At 64.3% G+C, this 24,452-nt stretch carries 16 protein-coding genes; 13 read left to right on the top strand and 3 right to left on the bottom strand.

What is annotated here, in order from left to right; all coding sequences use genetic code 11:
• Positions 1-219: 219 nt before the first annotated feature.
• The 3 genes from ACQY72_RS05560 to ACQY72_RS05570 are packed head-to-tail and all read left to right on the top strand — an operon-like array spanning position 220 to position 5,631.
• Entirely contained in the window at positions 220-828 is a 609-nt protein-coding gene (locus tag ACQY72_RS05560; protein WP_428156254.1) for an ImuA family protein, read from the top strand.
• Positions 737-2,281: a Y-family DNA polymerase gene (locus ACQY72_RS05565; RefSeq protein ID WP_428156255.1), complete on the top strand. Its 1,545-nt coding sequence runs from the start codon at positions 737-739 to the stop codon at positions 2,279-2,281. Before ACQY72_RS05560 ends, ACQY72_RS05565 begins: the two co-directional genes overlap by 92 nt.
• Positions 2,278-5,631: an error-prone DNA polymerase gene (locus ACQY72_RS05570; protein WP_428156256.1), complete on the top strand. Its 3,354-nt coding sequence runs from the start codon at positions 2,278-2,280 to the stop codon at positions 5,629-5,631. Before ACQY72_RS05565 ends, ACQY72_RS05570 begins: the two co-directional genes overlap by 4 nt.
• A 90-nt stretch (positions 5,632-5,721) precedes the next feature.
• On the opposite strand, the gene ACQY72_RS05575 is transcribed toward ACQY72_RS05570, so the two are convergent.
• On the bottom strand, positions 5,722-6,225 hold the full coding sequence (locus ACQY72_RS05575; RefSeq protein ID WP_428156257.1) for a thermonuclease family protein: 504 nt from the start codon (positions 6,223-6,225) through the stop codon (positions 5,722-5,724).
• Positions 6,226-6,474: 249 nt separating this feature from the next.
• A complete protein-coding gene (locus ACQY72_RS05580) occupies positions 6,475-7,533 on the bottom strand; it encodes a hypothetical protein (RefSeq protein WP_428156258.1) in 1,059 nt (352 codons plus the stop codon).
• 271 nt (positions 7,534-7,804) lie between these two features.
• On the opposite strand from ACQY72_RS05580, the gene ACQY72_RS05585 reads away from it, so the two are divergent.
• The 7 genes from ACQY72_RS05585 (at position 7,805) to ACQY72_RS05615 (ending at position 20,392) form a co-directional block, all read left to right on the top strand.
• On the top strand, positions 7,805-8,638 hold the full coding sequence (locus ACQY72_RS05585; protein WP_428156259.1) for a DUF3883 domain-containing protein: 834 nt from the start codon (positions 7,805-7,807) through the stop codon (positions 8,636-8,638).
• Positions 8,639-8,729: 91 nt separating this feature from the next.
• The gene (locus ACQY72_RS05590) at positions 8,730-12,362 is read left to right on the top strand and encodes a DEAD/DEAH box helicase (protein ID WP_428156260.1); all 3,633 of its coding nucleotides are present in this window, start codon (positions 8,730-8,732) and stop codon (positions 12,360-12,362) included.
• 116 nt (positions 12,363-12,478) lie between these two features.
• Complete coding sequence (locus tag ACQY72_RS05595) at positions 12,479-13,489, top strand: trypsin-like peptidase domain-containing protein (RefSeq protein ID WP_428156261.1); 1,011 nt, start codon at positions 12,479-12,481, stop codon at positions 13,487-13,489.
• Positions 13,486-14,538 (top strand): AAA family ATPase, encoded by a 1,053-nt coding sequence (locus ACQY72_RS05600; RefSeq protein ID WP_428156262.1) that lies wholly within the window; start codon positions 13,486-13,488, stop codon positions 14,536-14,538. The genes ACQY72_RS05595 and ACQY72_RS05600 overlap by 4 nt, the downstream gene beginning before the upstream one ends.
• Positions 14,535-17,264, top strand: a complete 2,730-nt coding sequence (locus tag ACQY72_RS05605; protein ID WP_428156263.1) for a hypothetical protein — start codon at positions 14,535-14,537, stop codon at positions 17,262-17,264. The genes ACQY72_RS05600 and ACQY72_RS05605 overlap by 4 nt, the downstream gene beginning before the upstream one ends.
• Before the next feature lie 465 nt (positions 17,265-17,729).
• Positions 17,730-19,370: a S8 family peptidase gene (locus ACQY72_RS05610; protein WP_428156264.1), complete on the top strand. Its 1,641-nt coding sequence runs from the start codon at positions 17,730-17,732 to the stop codon at positions 19,368-19,370.
• Positions 19,367-20,392 carry a trypsin-like serine peptidase gene (locus ACQY72_RS05615; RefSeq protein WP_428156265.1) on the top strand — a complete coding sequence of 342 codons (1,026 nt, stop codon included), beginning with the start codon at positions 19,367-19,369 and terminating at the stop codon, positions 20,390-20,392. The genes ACQY72_RS05610 and ACQY72_RS05615 overlap by 4 nt, the downstream gene beginning before the upstream one ends.
• A gap of 245 nt (positions 20,393-20,637) precedes the next feature.
• On the opposite strand, the gene ACQY72_RS05620 is transcribed toward ACQY72_RS05615, so the two are convergent.
• Complete coding sequence (locus ACQY72_RS05620; protein ID WP_428156266.1) at positions 20,638-21,528, bottom strand: LysR family transcriptional regulator; 891 nt, start codon at positions 21,526-21,528, stop codon at positions 20,638-20,640.
• Between the two features lie 111 nt (positions 21,529-21,639).
• Here ACQY72_RS05620 and ACQY72_RS05625 point away from each other — a divergent pair, with 111 nt between their 5' ends.
• The 3 genes from ACQY72_RS05625 to ACQY72_RS05635 are packed head-to-tail and all read left to right on the top strand — an operon-like array spanning position 21,640 to position 24,451.
• Positions 21,640-22,830, top strand: coding sequence for an MFS transporter (locus ACQY72_RS05625; protein ID WP_428156267.1), 1,191 nt, complete (start codon positions 21,640-21,642; stop codon positions 22,828-22,830).
• A 23-nt stretch (positions 22,831-22,853) separates the two neighbouring features.
• Positions 22,854-23,948 carry an alpha/beta hydrolase gene (locus tag ACQY72_RS05630; protein WP_428156268.1) on the top strand — a complete coding sequence of 365 codons (1,095 nt, stop codon included), beginning with the start codon at positions 22,854-22,856 and terminating at the stop codon, positions 23,946-23,948.
• A complete protein-coding gene (locus ACQY72_RS05635) occupies positions 23,945-24,451 on the top strand; it encodes a (R)-mandelonitrile lyase (RefSeq protein WP_428156269.1) in 507 nt (168 codons plus the stop codon). Before ACQY72_RS05630 ends, ACQY72_RS05635 begins: the two co-directional genes overlap by 4 nt.
• Position 24,452 lies beyond the last annotated feature (1 nt).

Below are 24,452 nucleotides of genomic sequence, written 5' to 3' on the forward strand. Positions count from 1 at the left end.
CGCCGTGCTTGACTCCCTATCGACCCTGAGCGCCATATAGAACAAATGAGGAACACCAAACCTGAAGATCGACTGGCCGCTCTCAGACTTCGGCTGGCGTCCCTCGACGCTTCCCCGCGACCGGGCGCCCGTAGATACGCGCAGGATTGCGCTGCATTTCCGTCAAGGTGGACACGTGGAGCCCTGCATGACCTCTATGCTGAAACCCCCGCCGACGCCGTGACGATCAACGCCTTCGGACTGGGCGCCGCGCTACAAGCGGCGGAGGGGCGTATCATCATCTGGGGCCTGCACGAGATGATGGGGCTGGAGGCGGGGCGACCACACGGGCCTGGCCTGCACGAGATGGGGTTGTCGCCGTCCGAGATGTTGCTGGTGCGGGCGCCGGATATCCAGACCCTGCTCGTCATCGGCGAAGAGGCGTTGCGGACGCCGGCGGTTGGAGCCGTCCTGCTCAGTGCATGGGGCGAAGCCAGGGCCTTTAGCCTGACAGCCAGCCGGCGGCTGGCTTTGGCGGCTGAGAACGGCGGGGCGACCCTGTTCCTGGCGCGTGCGGGCGCCGTGCCCAGTCCCAGCGCGGCCGAGACACGATGGTCGGTGCAGGCTGCGGCCTCCGCGCCGCTGGAAGGGGGAGCGCCGGGGCGGCCGTCTTTTTCCGCCACCCTGTTGCGGCGACGCGGCGGGGGCGAACCGAGAACCTGGACCCTGGAGTGGGATCGTGACGCCCGATCCTTCCGTGAGCCAGCGCCGCTATCTGGCGCTGTGGTTCCCCTGGCTGCCCAGCGACCGGCTGAAGCGTGGGACGCGAGCGGCCGACGCGTCGCCTGATGCGGCGCCTGTCGTCTTGGTCGAAAAGATCGGCGGCGCCCTACGGCTGGCCGCCGTCGATCCGGCGGCGGCGCAAGCGGGCCTCACGCCCGGCCTGACCCTGGCCGATGCGCGCGCGCAAACGCCGTCCCTGCGCACCTTGGTCCATCGACCAGAGGCGGATGCGGCCCTGCTGTTGCAGGTGATGGAGGACTTCGGCCGCTTCACCCCCATGATGGCCGAGGATCCGCCGCACGGCGTGATGTTGGACGTCACAGGCTGCGCCCATCTGTTCGGCGGCGAGGCCGGACTGGTGCGTGCGGCGCATCGGCGGGCGGGGCTGATTGGTCTGGAGATCCGCAGCGCCCTGGCCTCCACACCCCAGGCGGCGCGGGCCCTGGCCCGGTTCGGGCCGGGCGGCCTGTTCGAAGCCGGGCAGGATCGACAGGCCGTGCGCGGGCTAGCGATCACGGCGCTGGAACTGCCGCAGCGCGAAACCCAGGCGCTTCAGCGTGCGGGACTGAAGCGGATCGCCGATCTGGACGACCGTCCGCGCGCGCCGTTGGCCGCGCGTTTCGGCGCCGATTTTCCTGCCCGCCTGGCGCGTGTTCTGGGCGACGAGGACATCCGCATCACGCCACACCGCCCGCCGCCGCCCATCGTCGTGGACCGCGTCTTCTTCGAACCCATCCTCACCGATACGGACGTGGACCGCGTCCTATCCGACCTGCTGGTCGAAACCGCCGATCGGCTGGATCAGGCAGGTCAGGGCGGCCGCGCCTTCGAGGCCGGCTTCTACCGCGTCGATGGTCAGATTCGCCGCATCATCGCGCGGACGGGCCTGGCGACGCGCGATGTGAACGCCGTGCTGCGCCTGTTCCGCGAACGGCTGGCGGCCCTGGCCAATCCTCTGGATCCCGGTTTTGGCTTCGATCAGATGCGGCTGTCGGTTCTGGAAACCCAGACGCTGAAACCGGCCCAGCGCGGTCTGGAGGAGGATCGCCCCGACGGCGAGGATTTCAGCCGCCTGATCGACCGGTTGACGGCGCGGTTGGGCCCCGAGGCGGTGTTGAGTTTCGAGCCCTTGGGGTCGCACATCCCCGAGCGCGCCGCACGGATGGTCCCGGCGACTATGAAGCCCCTGCGACCGGCTCATGACTGGCCCGATCTCGATCCTGGCGATCCGCCGTTGCGCCCCTTGCAGATGTTCGATCCGCCCCAGCCCGTCGACACCCTCGCGGAAGTGCCCGACGGCTCGCCCCTGCGGTTCCGCTGGCGCCGGGTGCTGCATGAGGTGGCCTTGGCTGAAGGGCCGGAGCGGATCGGCGGCGAATGGTGGCGCGCGCCGGATCAGAAGACCCGCGACTATTACCGCGTCGAGGACCGCGAGGGCCGGCGCTTCTGGTTGTTTCGTCAAGGCCTATATGGCGAAACCGATGAGCCGCGCTGGTTCGTCCACGGCCTGTTCGCATGAGCGCGCCCGCCTATGCCGAACTGGCGACGACCAGCAACTTCTCCTTCCTGCGCGGGGCGTCCCATCCCAAGGATCTGGTGCTGACCGCGATCCTGAGGGGACACACGGGATGGGGTCTGGCAGACCGCAACACGGTCTCCGGTGTCGTGCGGGCCTGGAGCGCCCTGCGGACCATCCGCGAGGACGGCCTGTCGCCGCCGGATGTCGTGCGTGACGGCGCCGGCCCCGGCGAAGTGACCTATGTCGAGGATCCGCTGAACGATCCGGCTCTGTCGCAAATGGTCAAGGAACGGGCCGCGAGCTTCAAACTGGCGACGGGCGCGCGTCTCGTTTTCAACGACGGAACGCCCGACATCATCGCCTATCCCGAGACGCGCGCCGGCTGGGGGCGGCTGACGCGGCTGCTGACCCTGGGCAATCGCCGGGCGGTGAAGGGCCAGTGCGAGATCGGATTGCGCGACCTGCTGGCCGCGCCCGAGGATTTGCTGCTGATCCTTATGCCGGGCGCACGGCTGGATGGTTTAGGTCAGACCTTGGCGCAATTGATCGATGCGTCGCCCGGCGCGGTCTGGCTGGGTGCGGTCATGGGGCGCAACGGCGATGACCGTCGAAGACTGGCGCGGCTGAAGACGCTTTCGGAGCAGGGCGGCGCGGCGCTTCTGGCTGTCAACGACGTCCTCTATCACGACCCGATCCAGCGCGATTTGCAGGACGTTTTGACCTGTATCCGCGAAGGCGTGACGATCGAGGACGCGGGCCGGCGCCTGAACGCCAATGCCGAACGCTGGCTGAAGCCGCCACCCGAAATGGCCCGCCTGTTCCGCGACGTCCCCGAGGCATTGGCTGAAACCCAGCAAGTTCTGGCTCGCATCGGTTTCGATCTGGGGGATATCAGCTACCAGTATCCTGAGGAGACGACGCCCCCTGGCGAGACGCCACAGGGCTGGCTGGAACACCTGACCTGGCGGCATGCCGAGATGCGCTATCCCGACGGCGTGCCAGACAAGGTCAAGGCGCTGCTGGAGAAAGAGCTGACCTTCATTGCAAAGGCCAGCTACGCGCCGTACTTCTTGACCATCTACGACATCGTGCGTGTGGCGCATGACAAGCGGATTTTGTGCCAAGGTCGAGGTTCGGCCGCCAACTCCGCCGTCTGCTACGTGCTGGGCATCACGGCGGTGGATCCGGCCGAATCCGACCTGTTGTTCGAACGCTTCCTGTCGTCGGACCGGGGCGAGCCGCCCGACATCGACGTCGACTTCGAGCACGAGCGGCGCGAGGAGATCATCCAGCACATCTACACCCGCTATGGCCGCGAGCGCGCCGGCATCGCCGCCACCGTCATCCGCTATCGCCCCAAGAGCGCCATCCGCGACGTGGGCAAGGCTCTGGGTCTGACCGAGGACGTGACGGCCCGCCTGGCCTCCAGCCAATGGGGCAGTTGGGGCGCGGAGATCGGCGAACGCCATGTCGAACAGGCGGGTCTGGACCCCGCCAACCCGATGATCCGGCGTGCAGTGAAGATGGCCATGCGGCTGCTGAACTTCCCCCGCCATCTGTCCCAGCACGTCGGCGGCTTCGTCCTGACCCAGGACCGGCTGGACGAACTGGTCCCCATCGGCAACGCCGCCATGGCCGACCGCACCTTCATCGAATGGGACAAGGACGACATCGACGAACTGCGCCTGATGAAGGTCGATGTGCTGGCGCTGGGCATGTTGACCTGCATTCGCAAGGCCTTCGACCTGATCCGCGCCCATGCGGGCGAAGACTGGGCCTTGCATACGATCCCGGCCGACGACCCCAAGGTTTACGACATGCTGTGCAAGGGCGACTCCATCGGGGTCTTCCAGGTCGAGAGCCGCGCCCAGATCAACATGCTGCCCCGGCTGAAGCCGCGCCGGCTCTACGATCTGGTGATCCAGGTGGCCATCGTCCGTCCCGGCCCGATCCAGGGCGACATGGTCCATCCCTATCTGCGTCGTCGCAACAAGCTGGAGGAGCCCGACTATTCCAAGCCGGGGCCGCAATACCCCCAGGACGAACTGGAACAGGTGCTGAAGAAGACCTTGGGCGTGCCCCTATTTCAGGAACAGGCGATGAAGGTCGCCATGGTCGCCGCCGAGTTCAACGAGAAGGAGGCCAACGGCCTGCGAAAGGCCATGGGCACCTTCCGCGGTGACGGCACCCTTCACATCTACGAGGACCGGATGGTCGGCAAGATGATCGAACGCGGATACGACCCGACCTTCGCCCAGCGCTGCTTCGACCAGATCAAGGGGTTCGGCTCCTACGGCTTCCCGGAAAGCCACGCCGCCTCTTTCGCCCAACTGGTCTATGTCTCGTCCTGGATCAAACACCACCATCCAGCGGCCTTCGCCTGCGCCCTGCTGAACAGCCAGCCAATGGGCTTCTACGCCCCGGCCCAGATCGTGCGGGACGCCACCAACCACGGCGTCGAGGTGCGCCCGGTCGATGTCTCATACAGCCATTGGAACAATAGTTTGGAAGGCCCGAGCACACAGCCGGCGCTGCGGCTCGGCCTGCGTCAGATCGACGGCTTCCACGAGGATTGGGCCGAGGCCCTGGTCGCTGCCCGCGCCTTCTCCCTGTCCGACATCGAAACCTTGGCCCGCCGCGCCGCCCTGCCGTCCCCCGCCATGCGCAAACTTGCCGACGCCGACGCCTTCCGATCTTTAGGGCTGGATCGACGCGAGGCCCTGTGGGCCGTGCGCCGCCTGCCCGACGACGCGCCCCTGCCGCTGTTCGCCGCCGCCGATGCGCGTGAACTGGGCGCCGAACCCGACGCCCGCCTGCCGATCATGCCGCTGGGCGAACACGTCGCCGCCGACTACCAGACCCTGCGCCTGTCGCTGAAGGCGCATCCCATGGCCATCCTGCGTCCCCTGTTCGACGCCGAAGGTCTCCTGACCTGCGTCCAGACCGAGGCGAAACGCGGCGGCGCCCTGGTGCGGGTCGCCGGCGTAGTTCTGGTGCGTCAACGTCCTGGCAAGGGCAACGCCATCTTCGTCACCCTGGAAGACGAGACCGGCATCATCAACGTCGTTCTGTGGGCGCGAATGTTCGAACAGTTCCGCCGCGAAGTCATGGCCGCTAGGCTGATGGCGGTCGAAGGCGTGGTGGAGAAAAGTCCCGAAGGCGTCGTCCACCTGATCGCCCGCCGCGTCATCGACCGCTCCAGCGAACTGTCCCGCCTGTCCGAAGACCACGACACCTCAGTCCAACTCGCCCGCGCCGACGTCGTCGCCACCCCCCAGCCGCCGCGTCATGCGCCGCATCGCCATCCGCGCGATGTGCGGATCTTGCCGGGATCGCGGGATTTCCACTGAGCCGCACAAAGAATGGTGCGAAACCCTAATTACGCGCCTCAAGTTCGACTCCCCCTAGCTTCGACGGCGGCCGGCAAGATGACCTGAGGCTCAGCGTTGGCCGGCGCGCCAGTCCCAAGGGGTGATGAATGGGCCGGCCCAGAGGCCTTTTCGGGCCTGTTCGGCGTCGTATTGCTGCTCGACGTGTTCGCCGTCGCTGAAGCGGGGATAGTCCAGAGCCCAGCCGGCGGCGACCATCCAGCCGCCCAGGTCGCGGCGGAAGGTTTTGCAGTCTTCGTCGTGGGCGCAGTCGGCGGTGACTTCGCAGCGCGCAACCATGCGCCCCCAGCGGTCGGGGCGACCTTGGGGCGTGCAGGTCACCGGACGGTCGTTGATCAGGCTATCGAGGTGTCGGGCGGCCTCTGTGCCGCAGCGGTAGGCCTGGCCGTCGCGTTGGCAGGACTGGCGGCTCTCGGGCGCATCGATCCCCCACAGGCGCACCCGCTGGCCGCGGATCTCCAGGGTGTCGCCGTCGATGACGGTGGCGCGGCCGACGAGGGGTGTTGAGGTGACGGCGGACTGGAGGCTGACTGCGAGAACAAGGGCGGTGATCATGGGGTGGTCCTAGCCGAGACGAGGCGGAAGATCTTGCGGGTTTAGCGGCTGCGGCGCAGCGACCAGATCAGACCGGCGATGGCGCTGACCAGGGTGGCGACGGCGAGGATCAGGTCGGGCGTGACGGACATGGGCGGTCTCCTTTGCAGCCAGTATCCGCCCGTCCAGGACCACCGCAGGGAGATTGCCTCATCTCGGCGTCAAAGCCGGACGTAACCCCAACTCCCGCCTGGGATTGCCAATCGGATGTTATGCGTGCGTCTCTTGCGTTTCTTCCGATTGATAGGGTCCCAGTAATGCGAACGGCGGCTGCACTCCTGTGAGCGGATCCAGCGCTTCTAGTCGCCGCTGAGCCCAGGCGCGCCAGGCCGGATAAGCCGGGTCCGCCGCCATCGTCGCCTGATCGGCGGCCGCCAAATAGGCGCGCAACTGGCCGGCCTGGGCGTGGCGGCTGGCCTCCTGCAGCAGGCGGGTCTCAAGGGCGCGCTCCGCGGCGGCGTGAGCGTCGCGACGTCGCGCTTCGGCTTGACGAAGGCGGTACGCCTCTTCTTCCCTCGCCCGCTCCAACCGCCGCTCTTCGCGGTGGATCAGTTCGGCTTCAAGGGTGACGACGATGCGCGGCAGTTGGGTCTCCAGGGGGTAGTTGGTTTCGCGAAAGACGCCAGCGGCGTTGCGACAGTCGCGGATCGACAGGATCAGATCGCCGGCCGGTTGGGCCGAGCGCACCATGGTCCTTTCCGGCGCCCAACGAAGCTCATAGTCAGTGGCGGGCCGCGGGACGAACTGGGTGCGCTCCGAAAAGCGGAACTCCACCTTATCCTCGCCACGCCTGGCCGTCAGCCAAGTGTAGGCTTGATCGACGACCAGACCGCGCGCGACGAGCGCCTTCAGCAGGGCGGAGGTTAGACGAAGACGGCGATGTGCCAGTCCATGTCGCAAGTCTTCGCCCGACGCGCCCCAGCCCTCGCGGCGGGCGCGGACGCGAGTGGCGGCGTCCTGATCCAGCCAGGTTTTAACGATCGGGTGCGGGTTACGCAGATCGTGGGGGATGGGGATCTCAGGCTGGTCGGCGACTGCGTCTAGGACCGCGCGCACTGCCTGTGAACGGACGGGTGATTTGATCGCTGGGGCGATCACGATGCGGTTCGCCTTGCCCACACAAGCTGGCAGACGCGGTCGTTTGCCGACCGACTTGCCGGCCTTCAGCTTGGCCCAATAGCCCCTTGGCGGCGTCGGAACCTGATGAGCGCGGCAAGCCTTGGCCAATCCGACATCCGAAACGCCGAGCTCGCGCGCGATGGTCAGCATCGGCTCGCGCCACACCCGGTCGTAGAGGTCCTGGCGGGTGAAAACATGGTGGGGCATTACGCCGTCCTCCGCATCATAGACAGGCTCAGCCTGAATGCTTACGGTTGTGCTTGGGGCGCTGGTCGGCGCCGGGGGTTAGGCGCTCTGCGCCGCATCAGTTGCGCATATGCCTGTGGTTCTCGTGCATAATGAGGTGAAGCGGGATCCCGCTCATCAGTGGGATGACTTAGAAGGCGTCCACTAAAACTACCCCAGCAAATACCGTCGCCTGATGCAGCCCGGCGAACCCTTCGTCTATTACCGCGGCGTCCACCGCGTGTCGGGGCCACGCCAGCCGGCCGAGTATTTTGGGGCAGGTCGGATCGGCGAGATCCGAAAAGATCCAGATCGCGCCAATGGCTGGTACTGCGCCATCGACGATTACCAGAGATTTGCTGTTCCGGTTCGGGCCAAGGTCGACGGCCAGAACCGCGAACAGATTCCGCTCAACTTATGGCGCGACGGCGTGCGCGACCTAGATCCCGCAGTCTACGCCGCCATCATGGCTGAGGCTGGATTGGCGATCGGCGCGGAGGCTGTGGACGATCTAGTGACACCGGAGCCGGCGGCCGTTGCTCCCATAACGATTGAAGCTTCTGAGGCTCTGATCGTCCCGCCCAGACTGATCGCCTCTTCCGCCACTGCGGCTACGGGTAAGTCGAGCCCTCGTCGCAGCGCGCGCGCCAAGGCGGTCGGCGACTGGGCCGAGCTCACCGCACTCGCCTATTTGCAGACACAGATCGTCGGCTGCAGAGATTGTGTCCACCGGGCTGCCCAAGGCGAGACGCCGGGCTGGGACATCGATTTTATCAATGCGGCGGGCGTACTGCAGCGGGTCGAGGTCAAGGGCACGGTCGGCGCCGCCTTCACTGGCGTCGAGCTAACCGCCAATGAGCTTGCCGCCGCCGAGGCTCATGGCGACGACTATTGGCTCTGCCTGGTGGCGAACTGCGAGACGGCCCACCCCAAGGTGCAGATGGTGCAGAACCCTGCCGCAAAACTAATTTCGGGCGACTGGAGCGCACGCGCCAGTCTAATCGCCGTGACCTTCAGCTCCAAAAGCTGACGGGGCGTGAACACACTCGCCGCCCTCGAACCATTTGAACGCCTTCCGATGCTCGCGACGCCGTCTTCGCCCCTCACCAAAGGCTTCCTTCGTGCCCTCCAATAAGCGTCCGTACGTCCAGCACTCGATTGTTCAACTCGAACAATTGTTCGCCAAGTCCAAAGCCGACCCGATGGTGGTTGGCCAGATCGAGCACGAGCTAAGCTTCCGAAAGACGGACCGTGCCGCAAAGCTGCGTTTGAGCGCGCAACAATTCCTGTTGAGCCCGGCGGCTTCTATGAGCCGGCCCGCGACCGACAAGCCCAAGGCAGCAACGCGTAAGCCTTCAGCGCCGCGTCCCGAGCCTCAACCTGAGCCGGCAAAACCCGACAGGTCGGAGCAGATTGCGGCCGCAGCCAACGCCTGGGCCGAAGATCTAGAGGAGACGTTTGTACCGGTTCGCCCGACCGAGCCTAACACGCCTTCGGGCGTCCTCGGCGCATGGACCGCGCTGGAAGCCCTATCGCCCCAGACCTACAAGCGCCCCTACGATCTGAAGGTCGGTCAGTACGGTAGCGTGGCGGAGCTGGGCAGCGGCCCCTTGCCCTGGGAGCGAGGCGAGAAGTCTCGGCCGAAACATCAACTCTATTATCAGATCATGCTTGGCGCGATCCCGATGGAGAAGGCGACCGCCGACCTCGTCAAAGCCTTCGGCTCCGATGAGGAACTGAGAACTCGCGCCAGAGAAAAGGCCGCAATCGGCGCCGTGCTCGTGGATCGAAATGGCGTGCTGGTCGAAGACAACGGCATCGCCGTGTCCAGCTTCGGCTGGGCCTTGCCGCTCACAATCCAGTTGAAGCTGGAAGCCCTGGGCGGCTGGCCCAGCCTCGAGCCCAAAATCATCCAAGCGCTCGACGAGATCCTAAGGCGTACCGACAAGGCCGGTAAGCCGTTGCCCGTGGACCGAGAGGCGATCGCACGCGCACACGCCCATCTGGTCGAGCGTTTTGCGCTGGCGGATCACCTGGTTGAACCCCCCAGTTTTGCGCTGCGCGTCTACCATTATTTCAAGGCCAAAAACCCGCCTGAAGCCTCGCTGCTCAACTCCTTCTTCATGGGCGATCTGGCCAAGGCCGCCGTCCACTGCCGCAAGCAGACCGCGCCAAAAACACTGCGCCAATACCTGGGCATTGAACGCCCCGATCGCGTCTTCGATCTTCTGAACGACCGCCACGCCGTGGAAGACGCCGTTGCGCCCTCGAAAATGCCGGCGGCGCGTTGGCCCAGCCCTGGCGGTCATGCCCTCGTACTGCTTCAGCAAGCGGCGGTGAACTTGGTCCGGTCAGAACTGGCTGAAGGCTCAGGCATGATCGCCGTTAACGGTCCGCCCGGCACCGGCAAGACAACCCTCCTTCGTGACATCGTGGCCGCGACGGTTCTGGATCGCGCTATGGCGATGGCGGCGTTTGATGATCCGCAGGAAGCCTTCACGGCGTCGGGCGAGCGCTGGACGTTCGGCGGGGCCGGCTATTTCCACTTGTACAAGCTGGATCCCAGCTTGCGAGGCCACGAGATCCTCGTCGCCTCCAGCAACAACAAGGCCGTCGAGAACGTCAGCCGAGAGCTGCCTGCAGCCAAGGCGATCGGCCGGCCGGATGAGTTGAGCTACTTCAAGTCCATCAGCGACTTTGTCTATCGGCCACCGGAGGCCGAGGAAGGCGCCGATGCCGAGGTCCGAACTGACGTTGAACCTCTCAAGACCTGGGGGCTCATCGCCGCCGTTCTGGGCAATGCCAAGAACCGCGCTGCCTTCTCCAAATCATTCTGGTGGGATGATGACCATGGTTTCCGGATCTCTCTGAAAGCGGCCAAGGGCGACTCTGTCGTCCGCGAGATCAAGGATCCGGAAACGGACAAGGTGATTGCCCGCGAGACACCTTCGGTGGTTATCGACGAGGCTCCGCCATCACCGCACGAGGTCGGAGCGAACTGGCGACGTGCTCGCCAAAAGCTGATGACGCTACATCACGAGATCCAGGACGAGTTGGCTGGATTGGAGGCCGTGCGTCAACTTGCGCTCAGGCTCGCCGTCGTGAAAAGAGAGCTTGCAGAACGTGTCGCTGAACGTGCGACGCTTGCTGATCGTCTTCAGTCCGTTAAGTCAGAACAGGCGTTGGAGGAAGCGGATCTCAATATTGCGAGCCTTGCCACAAAACAGGCCGATGACGCAGTCAAACAGCATCGCAAACGACGCCCTGGTTTCTTCGCCTGGCTGTTTCGGCGGGATGCTCGCGTCACTTGGATTGCTGAGAACGCGCCTTTGCTTGAGGCGGCCGAGCGGGCGAAGATCGAACATCGCCAGGCTGAGACGGCGTCGGCCGATTGTGCCAATCGGATCTCGGCTCTCACCTTAGAGATTGCACGCGCCGAGCGCGCCTTAATCGAACCACAGGAACAGGTCGTGCTGCTCCAAGGTCAGCTCGACGCTTATCGCCCAATGCTCGGGCAGCACATTGTCGATGACGCCTTCTTTGACCTCGGCCACGAGGCTTCCAACTTGGAATCCCCGTGGCTGCCGAAAGCGCTTCAACGCAAACGCGAAGACCTCTTCATTGCGGCGATTGCCGTCCAGAAGGCCTTTATCGACGCTGCGGCCCAGAAGGTGCTGCACAATCTATCCATCCTCATGGACGTCTTCTCGGGAGGCTCGCCACAAGATCCCGCCAAGCGCGCGCTGCTCGGAGAACTCTGGTCGACCCTGTTCATGGTCACCCCCGTTCTTTCGACTACCTTCGCTTCGGTCGAGCGGATGCTCGGCGATCTCCCGCCGGACAGCATCGGCTGGCTGCTCGTCGACGAGGCGGGCCAGGCCTTGCCGCAGGCTGCCGTCGGCGCGGTCATGCGCGCACGGCGTGCGATCATCGTCGGCGACCCGCTTCAGATCCCGCCGGTGGTCACGCTGCCCGAGCGACTGACCGTTGAGATCGCTGACTTCTTCAAAATTCATCGGACGTCCTGGACTGCGCCTGAGGCTTCAACCCAGACCGTGGCTGACCGCGTGTCTCCCTTTCAGTCCGCGTTTAAGTCGGACGTGGGCCCGCGTCAGGTTGGCATTCCACTCCTCGTCCATCGTCGGTGTCAGGAGCCCATGTTCGGGATCTCCAATCGCATCGCCTATGACGGTCAAATGGTTCACGCACCAGGCCCCAAGCCCAGCACGATCGGCGACATTCTCGGCCCGTCGAGCTGGCATGATGTGGATGGCGATGCGGACTCGAAGTGGAGCGCCGAGGAGGGCGAACAGGTCGTCTCTTTGCTCCGCGAGATCGCCGATGTGGGCCTTCGAAATCCAGACGTGTTTGTCATCACGCCCTTCCGGATTGTGGCTCAAGAACTGCGCACACGCCTTAAAGCGGAACGTGAGCTATTGGGGCAGTTCGGGGTTGGTGTGGACGAGTGGTTGAAGGATCGCGTGGGTACGATTCACACAGTTCAAGGCCGAGAAGCAGAAGCTGTAATCCTCGTCCTCGGCGCACCGAAGGCCTCGCAAAATGGCGCAAGGGCTTGGGCCGCGGGGACGCCAAACATTCTTAATGTGGCGGTCTCCCGAGCTAAGCAACGCCTCTATGTTGTCGGTTCTCACGGAGCATGGCGCAGCGTCGGGCACGCGAAGGATTTGGCCAACAGCCTGGCCTTCTATTCTCACCAAGATCTACCCGAACATCGACTGGGCCAGTTAACCTGACAGCTCCCTTCGCGTCGTAGATATCCGCGGACAAACAGTGGTGGCATTAGTAATCCCAGGTTGACGCAAAGTCGCAGGTCGGAGAGATAGACGCGGGAGCGCGGGGGAAAAGTGGCGTGAGACTTGATACGACGGACTACACTGAACTGGTCGGTGCCCTTAAGGAGGCATTCGACAGCTCATCTCTTGAGGTTCTCGTGGCCGAACGTGGCGGCGGCGTGCAGTTCCACCACGTCACCTCAGCAATGCGGACCTTCCCAACCCAGGTGGTGGACGTCGTCAACGCCTTTCAGCAGCGGCATACGACGGAGAAGCTGGTCGCGGCGGCACGGGATGCGCGGCCGCGCGTCCCCAACTTTCTGCGATTAAACGACAGGCTCGGCCTCACCGACTCCCCGCCTGATCATGAGTTGCAGAGCCTGTTGAACGATGGAGCCTTCCCATTCGCGGACCTAGCGACCTTCCGAGCCGGCCTGGCGAATCGCGAGGCGCAGGTCTGCCGCATCGAAGTGGGGGCCGGGCCGGACGGTTATGGAACCGGTGTGCTGGTTGGACCCGATCTCGTCCTCACCAGCCACCATGTGGTCGCTAGAGCGCTCTCCGGCGATCGGCTTACAGGCCATGTCACCTGCCGCTTCGATTACCGGGTCGGTGAGGACGGCGTGGTTCACGACGGACGGGCTTTCGACGTCGCCGCGCGGGTCTGCGGCTCCGGCGAAAGAAATGGTTCGCCAGCCGGCGCTGACGGAGGGTTAGACTACGCCTTGCTCCGACTGGTCGACGCCGCTGCTGAGACCTCGGCGATTACAGGCGGACCCCGGCGCGGGACGGCGCCGCTTCGGCCCAGCCCGCCGGCCGCGCTGGCCGAAAGCGCTGTGATAGTCCAGCACCCTGACGCCCGCCCGCTGAAAATCGCCTTCGGCAATGTCACCGCGCTCGCGGGCGATGAACTCACCCATACCGCTAACACCGTGACAGGTTCGTCGGGCGCGCCGCTCATGGACAACCGTCTGCGCGTCACCGCCCTGCATAGGGCCGGGACCGGGCCAGACACGCCGCAATCCAACTGCGCTGTCCAGATCGCCGCCATTGTCGCCCACGCCCGGACGGCGGGGGCCGCCCTATGAAATATCTGTCAGAGCAGGATGTGAAAGTCCTGAACACCCTCGTGTATGAGTTTCCGAGCCAGCTGGAACTTTACGCCGAGCTGGCCGTGTCAGGCGTGCGATTGCCATACTTCTCTTCGGTGATGGAAACCCTCCCCGTCATCGCCCTTCGACTAGTTTCGTGGCTCGACGAAAATCCTTCTGAGCTTGTGCGTGTAGCGCGCCACGCGGCCCAGGCGCGGCCGGCGGCTCCAATCGCCTTGCGCCTTTCGACTCTGGCGGACCGGATCGACCGCATCATCGTCCAGCGCCAGATTTCCGTTCCGCCTTGGGCTGTAGTTCATGTGGATGGGGTTCCGATCGTCAATCGCCAACAGTTGCGCGCCACTTTGGAGGGCCAGATCGCGCGCGATCGGCCCAAGGTGGTGCTCGTGGATGGTCCGAGCGGCGCGGGTCGGACCCATTCAGTCCACCTAATTCGTCATGTCGCAGAGCGCCACCGGCGCCAGTTCGTGCACATTAACTTGACGGACATGACTGCGGAAGAGCTGACTATTGAAGGGCTGTTCGTCCGGATCGTTGAGGACTGCAGTTTGACCTGCCCAGCGCCGACAAGCGTCGGTGTACCGTCCCAGTCCCTTGCCCGGCGGTTCGCTGACCGCCTCCGTAAGGTCATTCATGAGCGCGGAACATGCCTATGGCTCACACTGGACGGCCTGGATAATGATCCGCCGCCTCCGGTAGTGGAGCTGGTCGCCGCCCTTGCCAGCCTAGCTCTTTCTGGCATGTGCTCGCCGCTCAAACTCTTCTTGCTCGGCGCAGGAGACGAATTAAACCTTCAAGACGACTATCTGATGTCGGACCGTGAGCGCCTCAGTCCATTCGCCCATGGGGATATCGCCCAATGCGCGCACGGACTTAATATGCTGGGCGCTAGTCCACTATTGCCGGACGCGCTCCAGGACAGGATCGACAATCTGATCGCCATCAATGCCGATCCGGATATCCGGATTGCGTGCAGGGGAGTCTCCTCCGGTCTTTCGCGCTTGCGCCGAGAGATCGAGGCATGATCGGCGAACAACTGCTGAGCGGATCAACCCCCGCTGATTTCAGCCATCCTCTATGGGCGGCCGCAGCTGTGCGGGAAAGGTTCCAGGCGGAGACGCTGCTCCGCGCCTGGCTTAAGAACCATCCGGACAGCACTATAGAGGAACTTTCCGCAGCGTCTGCGGCGGCACTTTCTCTGAAAAGCGTGGCTGCGGGTGCGGCGGCGGTCGAGACTGTCATCGACGGCGTTGTCGTCGATCCGGTGCTTGCCCTGCCTGACCTACTACGCGCTCGAATTCTGCGCGGGCTCGGGGTAGTCGGAGCGCTTGAAGCCGTCACACAGGCGGATCGACCGACCCAGGCCGAGCAGCTTTTTCAGCTGGCCCTCACGCAGGACCTGCCCGCAATCAATGCTGATGATCGCGTTCAACTTGCCGCCCTGGCCAAGATCGAGCCTTGGACACAGGCACTAGGGCTCGAACCCGTCGTTGCTCCCGACACGCTGCGGGCCGATCTACGGCGGATAGACTTTCTCGAAGCCCTCGGCGGACCTGACCTTCACCGGTTCGTCGGGCGCGTTCGCCTGCTCAAGACGCTCAATGCCGCCTGGTCCCGCTCGCGCGATACGGTCGCGCGGATCGGCATCGAGGGGCCCGGAGGAATCGGCAAGTCCCTAGCGGTGAGCCGTTTCGTCAGCGACGTATTGGAGGGAGATGCAAACGACGCGCCTGATGCGGTCTTCCATCTGGATTTCGATCGTCCGGGCTTTCGCTCGGCCCGGCTCCCTATCCTTGTTGCGGAATTGGCGCGCCAGGCCGTGCGCTACTTCAACGTCGATCCGGAGCGGGTCAGCCGGCTGACCCGCCATGACAGCCGTAACCGCGAACTCCTAGGCTCAGGGCGCGGCAGCGATTCCTTCCGCGAGATATCATACGACATCGCGGCTCTCGTCGGTGCCCTGCATATGAAGGGTCACATCCCGCGCATCGTCCTCGTCGTTGACAGTCTTGAGCAGATCGACGGGTTTGATTTTGAAGCGGTGAACAGTCTGCACAGACTTGAGAGCATGCTGCGAAATGAAGCGAAAGTCTTCACCATACTAGTTTCCCGCGCCTTCTCGAGCGATTTCAAGGGCGAGTTCCGGTTCCGTCCGACCCGTCTGGGCGGCCTCACAGTTCCAGAAGCAGAACAATATCTCCGCAATGAAGCAGAGCGGCTCGGACTGTTGCCCAGCCAAACCCTGCTTCGAGATATCCGCAAGGTTGTGGGTGTGTCTCCGCTTGCGCTTAGACTGGCAATCTCCCTTATCGACAAGAGCGAAGGCGAAATCGATCCAGCGGCATGGCTGCGCGCGGCGGAGACTTCGGACGAAGCGGTACAGGCGGGCCTCTACGATCGGATTCTCGACCGGATTCGGGACCCGGATCTCCGCAAATTGGCCCGGCCGGGATTGCTTGTTCGCCGACTAGACAGCGACTTGATTAGCGAGGTGCTTGCCGGGCCTTGCGAGATCGACCTTGCGCAGCGCACGCCTGAAAGTCTCATGGAGGTGGCCGAACAGGAAGGTCAGCTGTTCGAACGCGATCCAAACGAACCGGGGACCCTCCGACACCGGGCGGATGTCCGGACGACCATGCTGCGCCTGCTTGACGAGTCCCTCGTTACGGCCGGCCAATCAGCGCTGGTGAAATATATCAATGAGGCGGCGGTCAGCTACTATGCGGCTCAGTCGACGCCCGCCGCTCGGGTAGAAGAGCTCTATCACCGTCTGCGCCTTGATCAGGCGTTTGACCTGCTGGAAGACCGCTGGACACCGGACGTCGAGATCCCGCTTCGCCAGGTCGTATCGGAGTTCCCGATCAATGCACAACGGTTCGTCTTAGCTCACGCGGGCGGCCGTTATGGCGCGCGCGCCAATGCAGTGCCGTCTGGCTTCATTGATCAAAGGATCATCAATCGCGAGCTTGAGCAGACCTTCACGCGTCGTCTTCACGAGGGTGAAGACCTCGACGACCTGGTCAGGGAAATCGAGGACAGGGATCTGGGCGATTTGTCCGGACCGGCCGGGGCCGTCGTCGCCGAGTCCCTTGTTGCCCAAGGTAAGGCGGAAATACTCCTGTCGAGTCTGTCGAGCTCAGCCAATAAGACGTCAGGAAGGCGATTTTCCGATCAGGTCTTGATCACCGCCGCCGCCGCGGCGGAAGGCTTACGTCGTCACTTCGAGGCCGAGCGGCTCTGGGTTCAGGCCAGACGCCAAGCTCGGGGGGCCAACACCGTCAACGTACGTATTGCCGCGGTCGCGGGCTGCGCCCGCATCCGGCGCAAGCTCTTTAGGAACGCTGAGAGCCGGACGCGAGAAGTCAATGAACTGCGCGATCTGGTAACGAGCGGTTTGACCGAACTCATGCGCAACACCACTTTAGTGAGAGAGGCGGCGGCGGAACTCGGCGACGACCTTTTGTCGCCGATGGCCAACCGGTCCGCCTTCTGGACGGTCCGGGATCTGTTGTCCCAAATTGTCAGAACCGGCGACGCCCTGCCCAGTTCCGCTGAAGGCCCGGATCGGCGACGCCTGCTGGCCTCGAGGCTTGGGCTACCGCAGGGCGAGGCATATAGCGAACGCTCGCTCGACGAAGCTTTGACCCGGCTTGTCTTCAGCGAGAAGGCCGAGGACACCCGACGGCTCGTCTCCATGCTGCGCGCTGAAGTGGACTGGACGCTGGAACGCGCTGTTCGGCGAGCCGTTTAAAAAGCCAGCACACGGCAAGTTTTTACGCGGCGTATGACCACATCCACATACAGTTTATTATTCCAGTAAATCGCCCCCATGTGGTTCGCGAAAAGGTAGAGGCGCGCCCCCGCGCCGTGACGCGCGCATCGACGCCAAGCGCAAACAGACAGTCTTCGTCCTCACCGATCGCGCCGGACAGCCAAAACCACGGCGCGTCCGGGATGCATCGCCATTGTCGGGCTGGGTTCAGCCAAGGCTTTTCGAGCCCGTCAGCATCGACCGGGATGGTCGAGTCCTTCGATTCGCCCCTCGCCGTTACGTGGAAGATTTCGTCCGCTTGGACGAGCATGCCAGTCGAATTCGGCCGCCTGTTTGCCTTGACCTTTACTTTGGTGCCCATGGGACAAACTACCATCCAAAACTCCTTGACCAGCAACCCGAGATATACATAGCGTGAAGCTTGACAGTGCAAGGGGCGATACCATGCAGGGCAAGGCCTGGACCGAGATCACGAGACTGGCTGAAGACATGATGGCGAACGGCGCACAGCCGGAGCGAGAAGATCAGCTGGCCTTTCATGTCGAGGCGAGGGACGCCGACAAGGTCGATGAGTTGAGGACCCGGCTCGAGATGTACTTCGGCGCTCTCGCCAAGGTCCGACCGCTTTTTGACGAACCGGATGCCGAGACGCGGCGTTTCCTGGCTGTCGTATTTCCGGCCGTCGACGCAGAACTGGCAGCCCCCGTCGCCTGGGACGCCGCCTATGCACTGGCCGCCAGCGATCCGGACATCAGATCGGTCGAGCCCGATCTACCAACCGGTTTTTTCATCGAGCCTGACGAGCCCGTTAACGCGCGCATCGCCGCGGAAAGCGCCATCGTCAAGCTCTATTGCGAGGTTGACCACGCCCCGCCAGCGGATCGTCATTGGGCGATCAAGATGATCAAGGCCCGGGACGGCGCGGCGTTCAGCCGATCGATCGACAGGCCGGCGGCGGGACACGGCGTGCTCGTCGCCCAACCTGACACGGGAGTTACGGCCAACGCTGAACTAGAAGCCGGATCGATAGCACCCGACGGCGGCTGGGATGTGATTGAGGACCGGGTCGGCGCGACGGACCCTCTCATCAAGGGCAATCCCGGCCACGGGACGGCCACCGGCAGCTGTGTCATCAGCAGGACGCGCGGCAAGGTGGAGGGCTCAGCTCCGGCGGCTACCCTCTACCCCATCCGGGCAATTACATCGGTGGTGATCCATAAGGCAGGACCGGTAGCCCGGGCGATCGAGCGCGCCATTTTGGTCAAGGCTCAGGTGGTCACCATGAGCCTCGGCGGCGTGCCCAGTCGAGCCGTGCGCGCGGCGATCCGGAGGGCCCGATCGGAAGGGATTATCGTGCTCGCGGCGGCCGGCAACTGCGTTAAGCTGGTCGTCTGGCCTGCCCGTTATCCAGAATGCATCGCCGTGGCAGGATGCAACATATACGGCATGCCTTGGAAGGGCACCTCACGAGGGCCATCGGTGGATATCACCGCGCCGGGCGAACAGGTATGGCACGCCTCAGCTCAGCATCCCGACGGCTACAAACACGGTCAAGGCACGTCTTTCGCGGTGGCGCTCACGGCTGGAGCCGCAGCGCAATGGATCGGCCACTTCGGGACCGGGGCAGTCAAGGCGGAAGCGGCCCGTCGCGGCGTGCCGGTGCATGAGCTCTTCCGGACCGCCCTGATGCAGACAGCGACGCCCTCCTCCCTGCTCGACCCGCAACGGCACGGTGCCGGCGTGGTCAATGTCGAAGCGCTGCTCAAACTGGAGCTATCGGCCATTGGCACCGTCAAGGTGGTCGTAGAACTTCCAGGCGACGACCCGGGCGACAACATGCCTCAGGAATATGAGGAAATTTACCGTAGCATGGGCGGATCACAGCCAGAAGGCGCAAAGCTGAACTGGGCCCTCTACGGCGGGGAGCTCGGCGCGGTGGCCCTTCGCCGGGCGATGTCGATGATGGTCGAGAAGCAGGAAACGTTGGAAAACACCCAGCCTGCGCTGTCGAGCCATACGGCGCGCGAGGCCGCGATTAGTTCGGGGGATCCGACGCTGATGAACTGGTTGGGCGTCGTCCGATGACGGAGGGCGAGGAGATTGATCGTCAACGGCTAGTTAGCGTTGCCAGGCGGTTTCTGTCGCGAGAGGAGCGAGCAAGTCTGCCGGCGGGTCTCGACGCACTGGGGCCCGGCGCAGCACCAGGCGGACTCGAAGCGCTGGAAGCGTTGGAAGCCCTTGTCAGACTGGGTGACCGGCCTGCTGTTCCGGTCCGCGGCGGCGTCCCGGACTATGAACAGGCGGCTGCAGAAGGCTGGAAAGGACTGAAGATCTTTGATGGTCCTATTCGCAAACTAACTGCTTCAACCGGGCGGATCGAGCTGCGCGGCGGACATGTGGGGACGGGTTTTGTGGTTGGGCCCGGACTGATTTTGACGAACCGCCATGTTCTCGAGCTGATCGGAAAATGCTATCGAACCTCAACCGGCTCTACTTGGATTTTGTCGGCCGGCGAACCGGTGATTGCGTTCGGTCGGGAGTTGGACGGGCTGAAGGGTGCCGTGTTCAGGGTCACCGGCGTCGCCGTCGCTGGCAAGGACCCCATCGGCGGAACCATGTCGCTGACCAAAACCGATGCGGCTCTGCTGGAGGTGGAGGCGGTGTCCGAGGACGGAACGTTGCTTCCCCCTGCCCTCGCTATAGCGTCGCAGCCGGGAGAAGCGCTGCGAACGGCAGGCAAAATCGTGGTCTGCGGCTACCCTGGGCCGCCGGATCTACCGCCTCGAGGGTCACTACCCGATGCCCAGCGAGCCGAATTGATCGCAGTTATGCACCGCATTTTTGCTCTTCGCTTTGGCGTCAAACGTCTTTCGCTCGGCGTAGTGACGGAGGCACCGGGCGCCGTGGTGGATGCGGGCGAATGGGTGTTTGCTCACGATGCAACAACGCTCGGCGGCGCGTCAGGCGCGCCAGTGGCCTTTCTAGATGGGGACAATCCGCTGGTGGTCGGACTGCATTTTGGAGGAGAAACGCTGGAGCGGAACTTCGCGTTGGGTACACCCGCCTTGTTCCAACCGCCTTTCGCCTCGCATTTTAACATGGGTTAGCCGGATCTCGAGGCGGCGTGTGCGCTCGAGAGACACCGATTGGATATCTCGCCTCGCTACGGTCGAACTTACGCATTCAGCGCTAATCGTAGACCTTGTCCAAAAGCGGGAGCGGATTTTAGCGAGGGGTCCCATTTCAGCGAATGGCGCTTAGACGCAAAGCGCCCTGCCCCCTCCGACTCCGGAGCGTCCGTAGCGCGCCAGTAGCGGACATTGACGTCTGGCTGGAAAGCAGACCTTCAGCTTCATCGATAGCGAAGCGCATCCACCACAATCTGAAAAGCTGCGAGGTTCTGCCGCCGGCTCGGATAGTAGAGAAAATAGCCGTCGAACATCGGAGACCAATCGTCGAGGACGAGTTCCAGTGAGCCGTTTGCGATGCGAGACGCGACGATGTCTTCCGGCACATAGGCGATCCCCAGACCGCTGACCGCCGCGTCGATCATCGCGTAGGAATTGTTGAAGGTGACCTGACCGTCAACACGGACGCGCAGGGCCTGACCGTCCTTCTCGAACTCCCAGGCATAGAGGCTGCCGGCCGATTCGTGGCGCATGTTGATGCAGGCGTGGGCGACCAAGTCCTTGGGTTGAATCGGCCTGCCGTGCTCTGCCAGATAGGCGGGTGAAGCGACGGCAACGAGCCGCCAGTCGGGGCCGATGCGCACGGCGATCATGTCCTTCTCGACGCTTTCGCCCAGCCGAACCCCGGCGTCGAACCGCTCCTCGACGATGTTGCGGAAGGTGCTGTCGAGGATCAGTTCAATCTTGATGTCGGGATAGCCGGCGAGGACCGGCTTCAGCTTGGGCCAGACCACACTGTCCAGAGCATGATCGGACAGGGTCAGGCGGATCGAGCCCGCCGGCCGGTCCCGCACGCTGGTCAGGCTTTCGATCTCCTGTTCGATCTCGGCCAGGCGCGGGGTGATCGTCTGTAGCAGACGCTCACCGGCCGCCGTCGGCGCGACGCTGCGGGTCGTGCGGTCGAGCAACCGGATGCCGAGACGAGTCTCAAGCTGACGGATGGCATGGCTAAGGGTGGACTGGGCCACGCCGATCCGGGCGGCGGCCTTGGTGAAGCTGCGCTCCTCCGCGACGATCTGGAACCAGGTCAACTGGTTCAGGTCCGATCCCGCCATCGACGGCCTCCTCGATTAATCGTCTGCATCGATTAGTTCATGCCGATCTCTATGGCTAATCGCTTTGAAGGCCAGCGCCTAGTTTGTCTCTGACGAAAGAGGGAGACGACCATGGTCGCGGCAACCGCACAAACATCCGAAGTCCCGACACCGACCGCCGCCTGGGGCGCGGTCCTGTCCATGGCGCTTTGCGTGGCCTTGCTGATCGCGTCCGAGTTCATGCCGGTCAGCCTGCTGACGCCTATGGCCGAGGGCCTCGACGCCTCTGTCGGGCAGACCGGCCAAGCCGTGTCGATCAGCGGCCTTTTCGCCGTCATCGCCAGTCTGGGGGTGAGCACGGTCGCGGGTCGGCTGAACCGCAAATGGGTTCTCGTCGGCCTGACCGGCCTAATGGGCGTCTCGCTGGTGCTGGTCGCCGCTGCGCCGAACTTCGAGATCCTGATGGTCGGGCGTGCCTTGCTGGGTCTCTGCATCGGCGGCTTCTGGGCGCTGGCGACCTCCGTCATCATGCGCTTGGTCCCGACGTCGGATGTGCCCCGCGCCCTGGCCCTGATGTATGGCGGCCAAGCGATCGCCGCCGCCTTCGCCGCGCCGATCGGCAGCTATTTCGGCGGCCTGTTTGGCTGGCGCGAGGTCTTCTGGGCGCTGACGCCGCTCGTGGCCGCCAATCTGGTCTGGCATCTCGTCGCCCTGCCGTCGCTGCCGGCCCGTGGGCAGCGGGGCGTCAGCGACATGATCGACCTGCTGCGTCGCCGGTATTTCCTGTTCGGCCTGATCGCCTCGATGCTGTCGTGGGGCTCGGCCTTCACCCTCTTCACATACCTGCGGCCCTTCCTCGAACAGGTAACCGGCGTGGGCGTCACCGGCCTGTCGATCGTTCTGCTCGCGCTCGGTTGTGCTGGCTTCGTCGGCACCTGGGCCTCGGGCCGCTTCATCAAAGGCGACGTGTCCAAACTTCTCCGCCTGCCGGCCCTGATCATGGGCGCGGTCACTGCCGGGCTGCTGGTCCTGGGCGGCTGGCCGATCGCGGCTGGCCTTCTTCTGATCGTCTGGGGCGCGATGAACACCGCCATGTCCGTGATCTGGATGACCTGGATGTCCCAGAATGCCGAGGACGCGCCCGAAGCCGCCGGCGGCCTGATGGTCGCCGCCGTCCAGGCCTCGATCCTTCTGGGCGCCGTCGTCGGCGGCCTACTGCTCGACCACCTCTCGATCCACGCCGTCCTGATCGCCAGCGTCGCCCTCGCCGCCGTGGCGGTGCTGATCGTCCGCGATGGACGCACCCTGCTGAAACCCCGCTGAGCACACAGACCCCGGAGCCCGACATGACTCAGACTTCCTCCGATCTTCAGACCCGGCCTTCCCCCTCGATGGACCGTCGCGGCCTGATAAAACTGACCGGCGCCGGTGTGACCGCCCTGGCCGCCGCGTCGCTCCTCCCGATCTCCAACGCAAAGGCGCAGACCATGACCAGCGACTGGGACAAGGTGTTCCCCCGCGACGAAGCCGTTGACCACGAGAAGGTCAGCTTCACCAACCGCTACGGCATCACGCTGAGCGGCGATCTCTATCGACCCCAGGGCCGGGACGGCCAACGCTTGGCCGCGCTCGCCGTCGGGGGCCCCTTCGGCGCGGTCAAGGAGCAGTCGTCGGGCCTTTACGCCCAGACCATGGCGGCGCGGGGCTTCGTGGCCCTGGCGTTCGATCCGTCCTTCACAGGCGAGAGCGGCGGACAGCCCCGCAACGTCGCCTCTCCTGACATCAACACCGAAGACTTCATGGCGGCGGTCGATTTCCTCGGCCTGCACCCATCGGTCGACCAAGAGCGGATCGGCGTCATCGGCATCTGCGGCTGGGGTGGCATGGCGCTGAACGCCGTCGCCACGGACAAGCGGGTCAAGGCGGTCGCGACCAGCACCATGTATGACATGAGCCGCGTCATGTCGCGCGGCTACAACGACAGTGTGACCCCCGAACAGCGGGCGCAGTCGCTGGAGCAGATCAGCCGCCAGCGCTGGATCGATGCCCGCAACGGCGGTCCCGCCTACGGCCCCGCCGCCAATGTGCTGAAGGGCGGTGAGCCGCAGTTCCTGGTCGACTATCACGCCTACTACATGACGCCGCGCGGCTACCACGCGCGCGCGGTGAACTCCGGAAACGCCTGGTCGGTCACGACGCCGCTGTCGTTCATGACCTTCCCGCTCATGACCTACATCGCGGAAATCTCGCCACGCCCGATCCTGCTGATCCACGGCGAGAAGGCCCACTCGCGCTACTTCAGCGAGACCGCCTTCGCGGCGGCGGCCGAGCCGAAGGAACTGCTGATCGTCCCGGGCGCCAGCCACGTCGATCTCTACGACCGCGTCGACCTGATCCCGTTCGATCGCCTGACCCGCTTCTTCGAGGAGCACCTGTCGTGATCGCCTCGATTTTCTCAGCCACAGCCGCCCTGTTCGGCGGCGAAACCCTCAATCAAACCCAGGAAGGCGCCCCCGTCATGGAAATCACCCGCAAGGTCGACCAGACCACCATCGACGGTCCGGCCGAATGGTTTACGGGCCGCGTCACCATCAGCGGCCAGTTTCAGCGCGAAGCGCCGTCACGCGTCGGCGGCGCCGTCGTCCACTTCGAGCCCGGCGCCCGTACCGCCTGGCACCTCCATCCGCTGGGCCAGACATTGATCGTCACCGAAGGCGTCGGCTGGACCCAGATTGAGGGCGGTCCGAAGCTGGAGTTTCATGCCGGCGACATCCTGTGGTGCCCGCCCGAGCACAAGCACTGGCACGGCGCGATGCCGCACGCGGCCATGACCCACATCGCCATCCAGGAAAGCCAGAACGGCTCACCCGTCACCTGGCTAGAGCAGGTTACCGACGAACAATATCTCGCCGACACATCGGCAGCCGTCACAGAGGCTGAATAAC

This window comes from Brevundimonas sp. (assembly GCF_965279155.1).
In the GTDB taxonomy this organism is placed as follows: Bacteria; Pseudomonadota; Alphaproteobacteria; order Caulobacterales; family Caulobacteraceae; genus Brevundimonas.

Bases quoted from the DNA above. Each gene is read 5' to 3' on its own strand.
- ACQY72_RS05585 (WP_428156259.1), top strand. From the start codon at position 7,805: ATGCAGCCCGGCGAACCCTTCGTCTATTACCGCGGCGTCCACCGCGTG.
- ACQY72_RS05605 (WP_428156263.1), top strand. From the start codon at position 14,535: ATGATCGGCGAACAACTGCTGAGCGGATCAACCCCCGCTGATTTCAGC.
- ACQY72_RS05575 (WP_428156257.1), bottom strand. From the start codon at position 6,225: ATGATCACCGCCCTTGTTCTCGCAGTCAGCCTCCAGTCCGCCGTCACC.
- ACQY72_RS05625 (WP_428156267.1), top strand. From the start codon at position 21,640: ATGGTCGCGGCAACCGCACAAACATCCGAAGTCCCGACACCGACCGCC.
- ACQY72_RS05580 (WP_428156258.1), bottom strand. From the start codon at position 7,533: ATGCTGACCATCGCGCGCGAGCTCGGCGTTTCGGATGTCGGATTGGCC.
- ACQY72_RS05600 (WP_428156262.1), top strand. From the start codon at position 13,486: ATGAAATATCTGTCAGAGCAGGATGTGAAAGTCCTGAACACCCTCGTG.
- ACQY72_RS05630 (WP_428156268.1), top strand. From the start codon at position 22,854: ATGACTCAGACTTCCTCCGATCTTCAGACCCGGCCTTCCCCCTCGATG.
- ACQY72_RS05570 (WP_428156256.1), top strand. From the start codon at position 2,278: ATGAGCGCGCCCGCCTATGCCGAACTGGCGACGACCAGCAACTTCTCC.
- ACQY72_RS05610 (WP_428156264.1), top strand. From the start codon at position 17,730: ATGCAGGGCAAGGCCTGGACCGAGATCACGAGACTGGCTGAAGACATG.
- ACQY72_RS05615 (WP_428156265.1), top strand. From the start codon at position 19,367: ATGACGGAGGGCGAGGAGATTGATCGTCAACGGCTAGTTAGCGTTGCC.
- ACQY72_RS05620 (WP_428156266.1), bottom strand. From the start codon at position 21,528: ATGGCGGGATCGGACCTGAACCAGTTGACCTGGTTCCAGATCGTCGCG.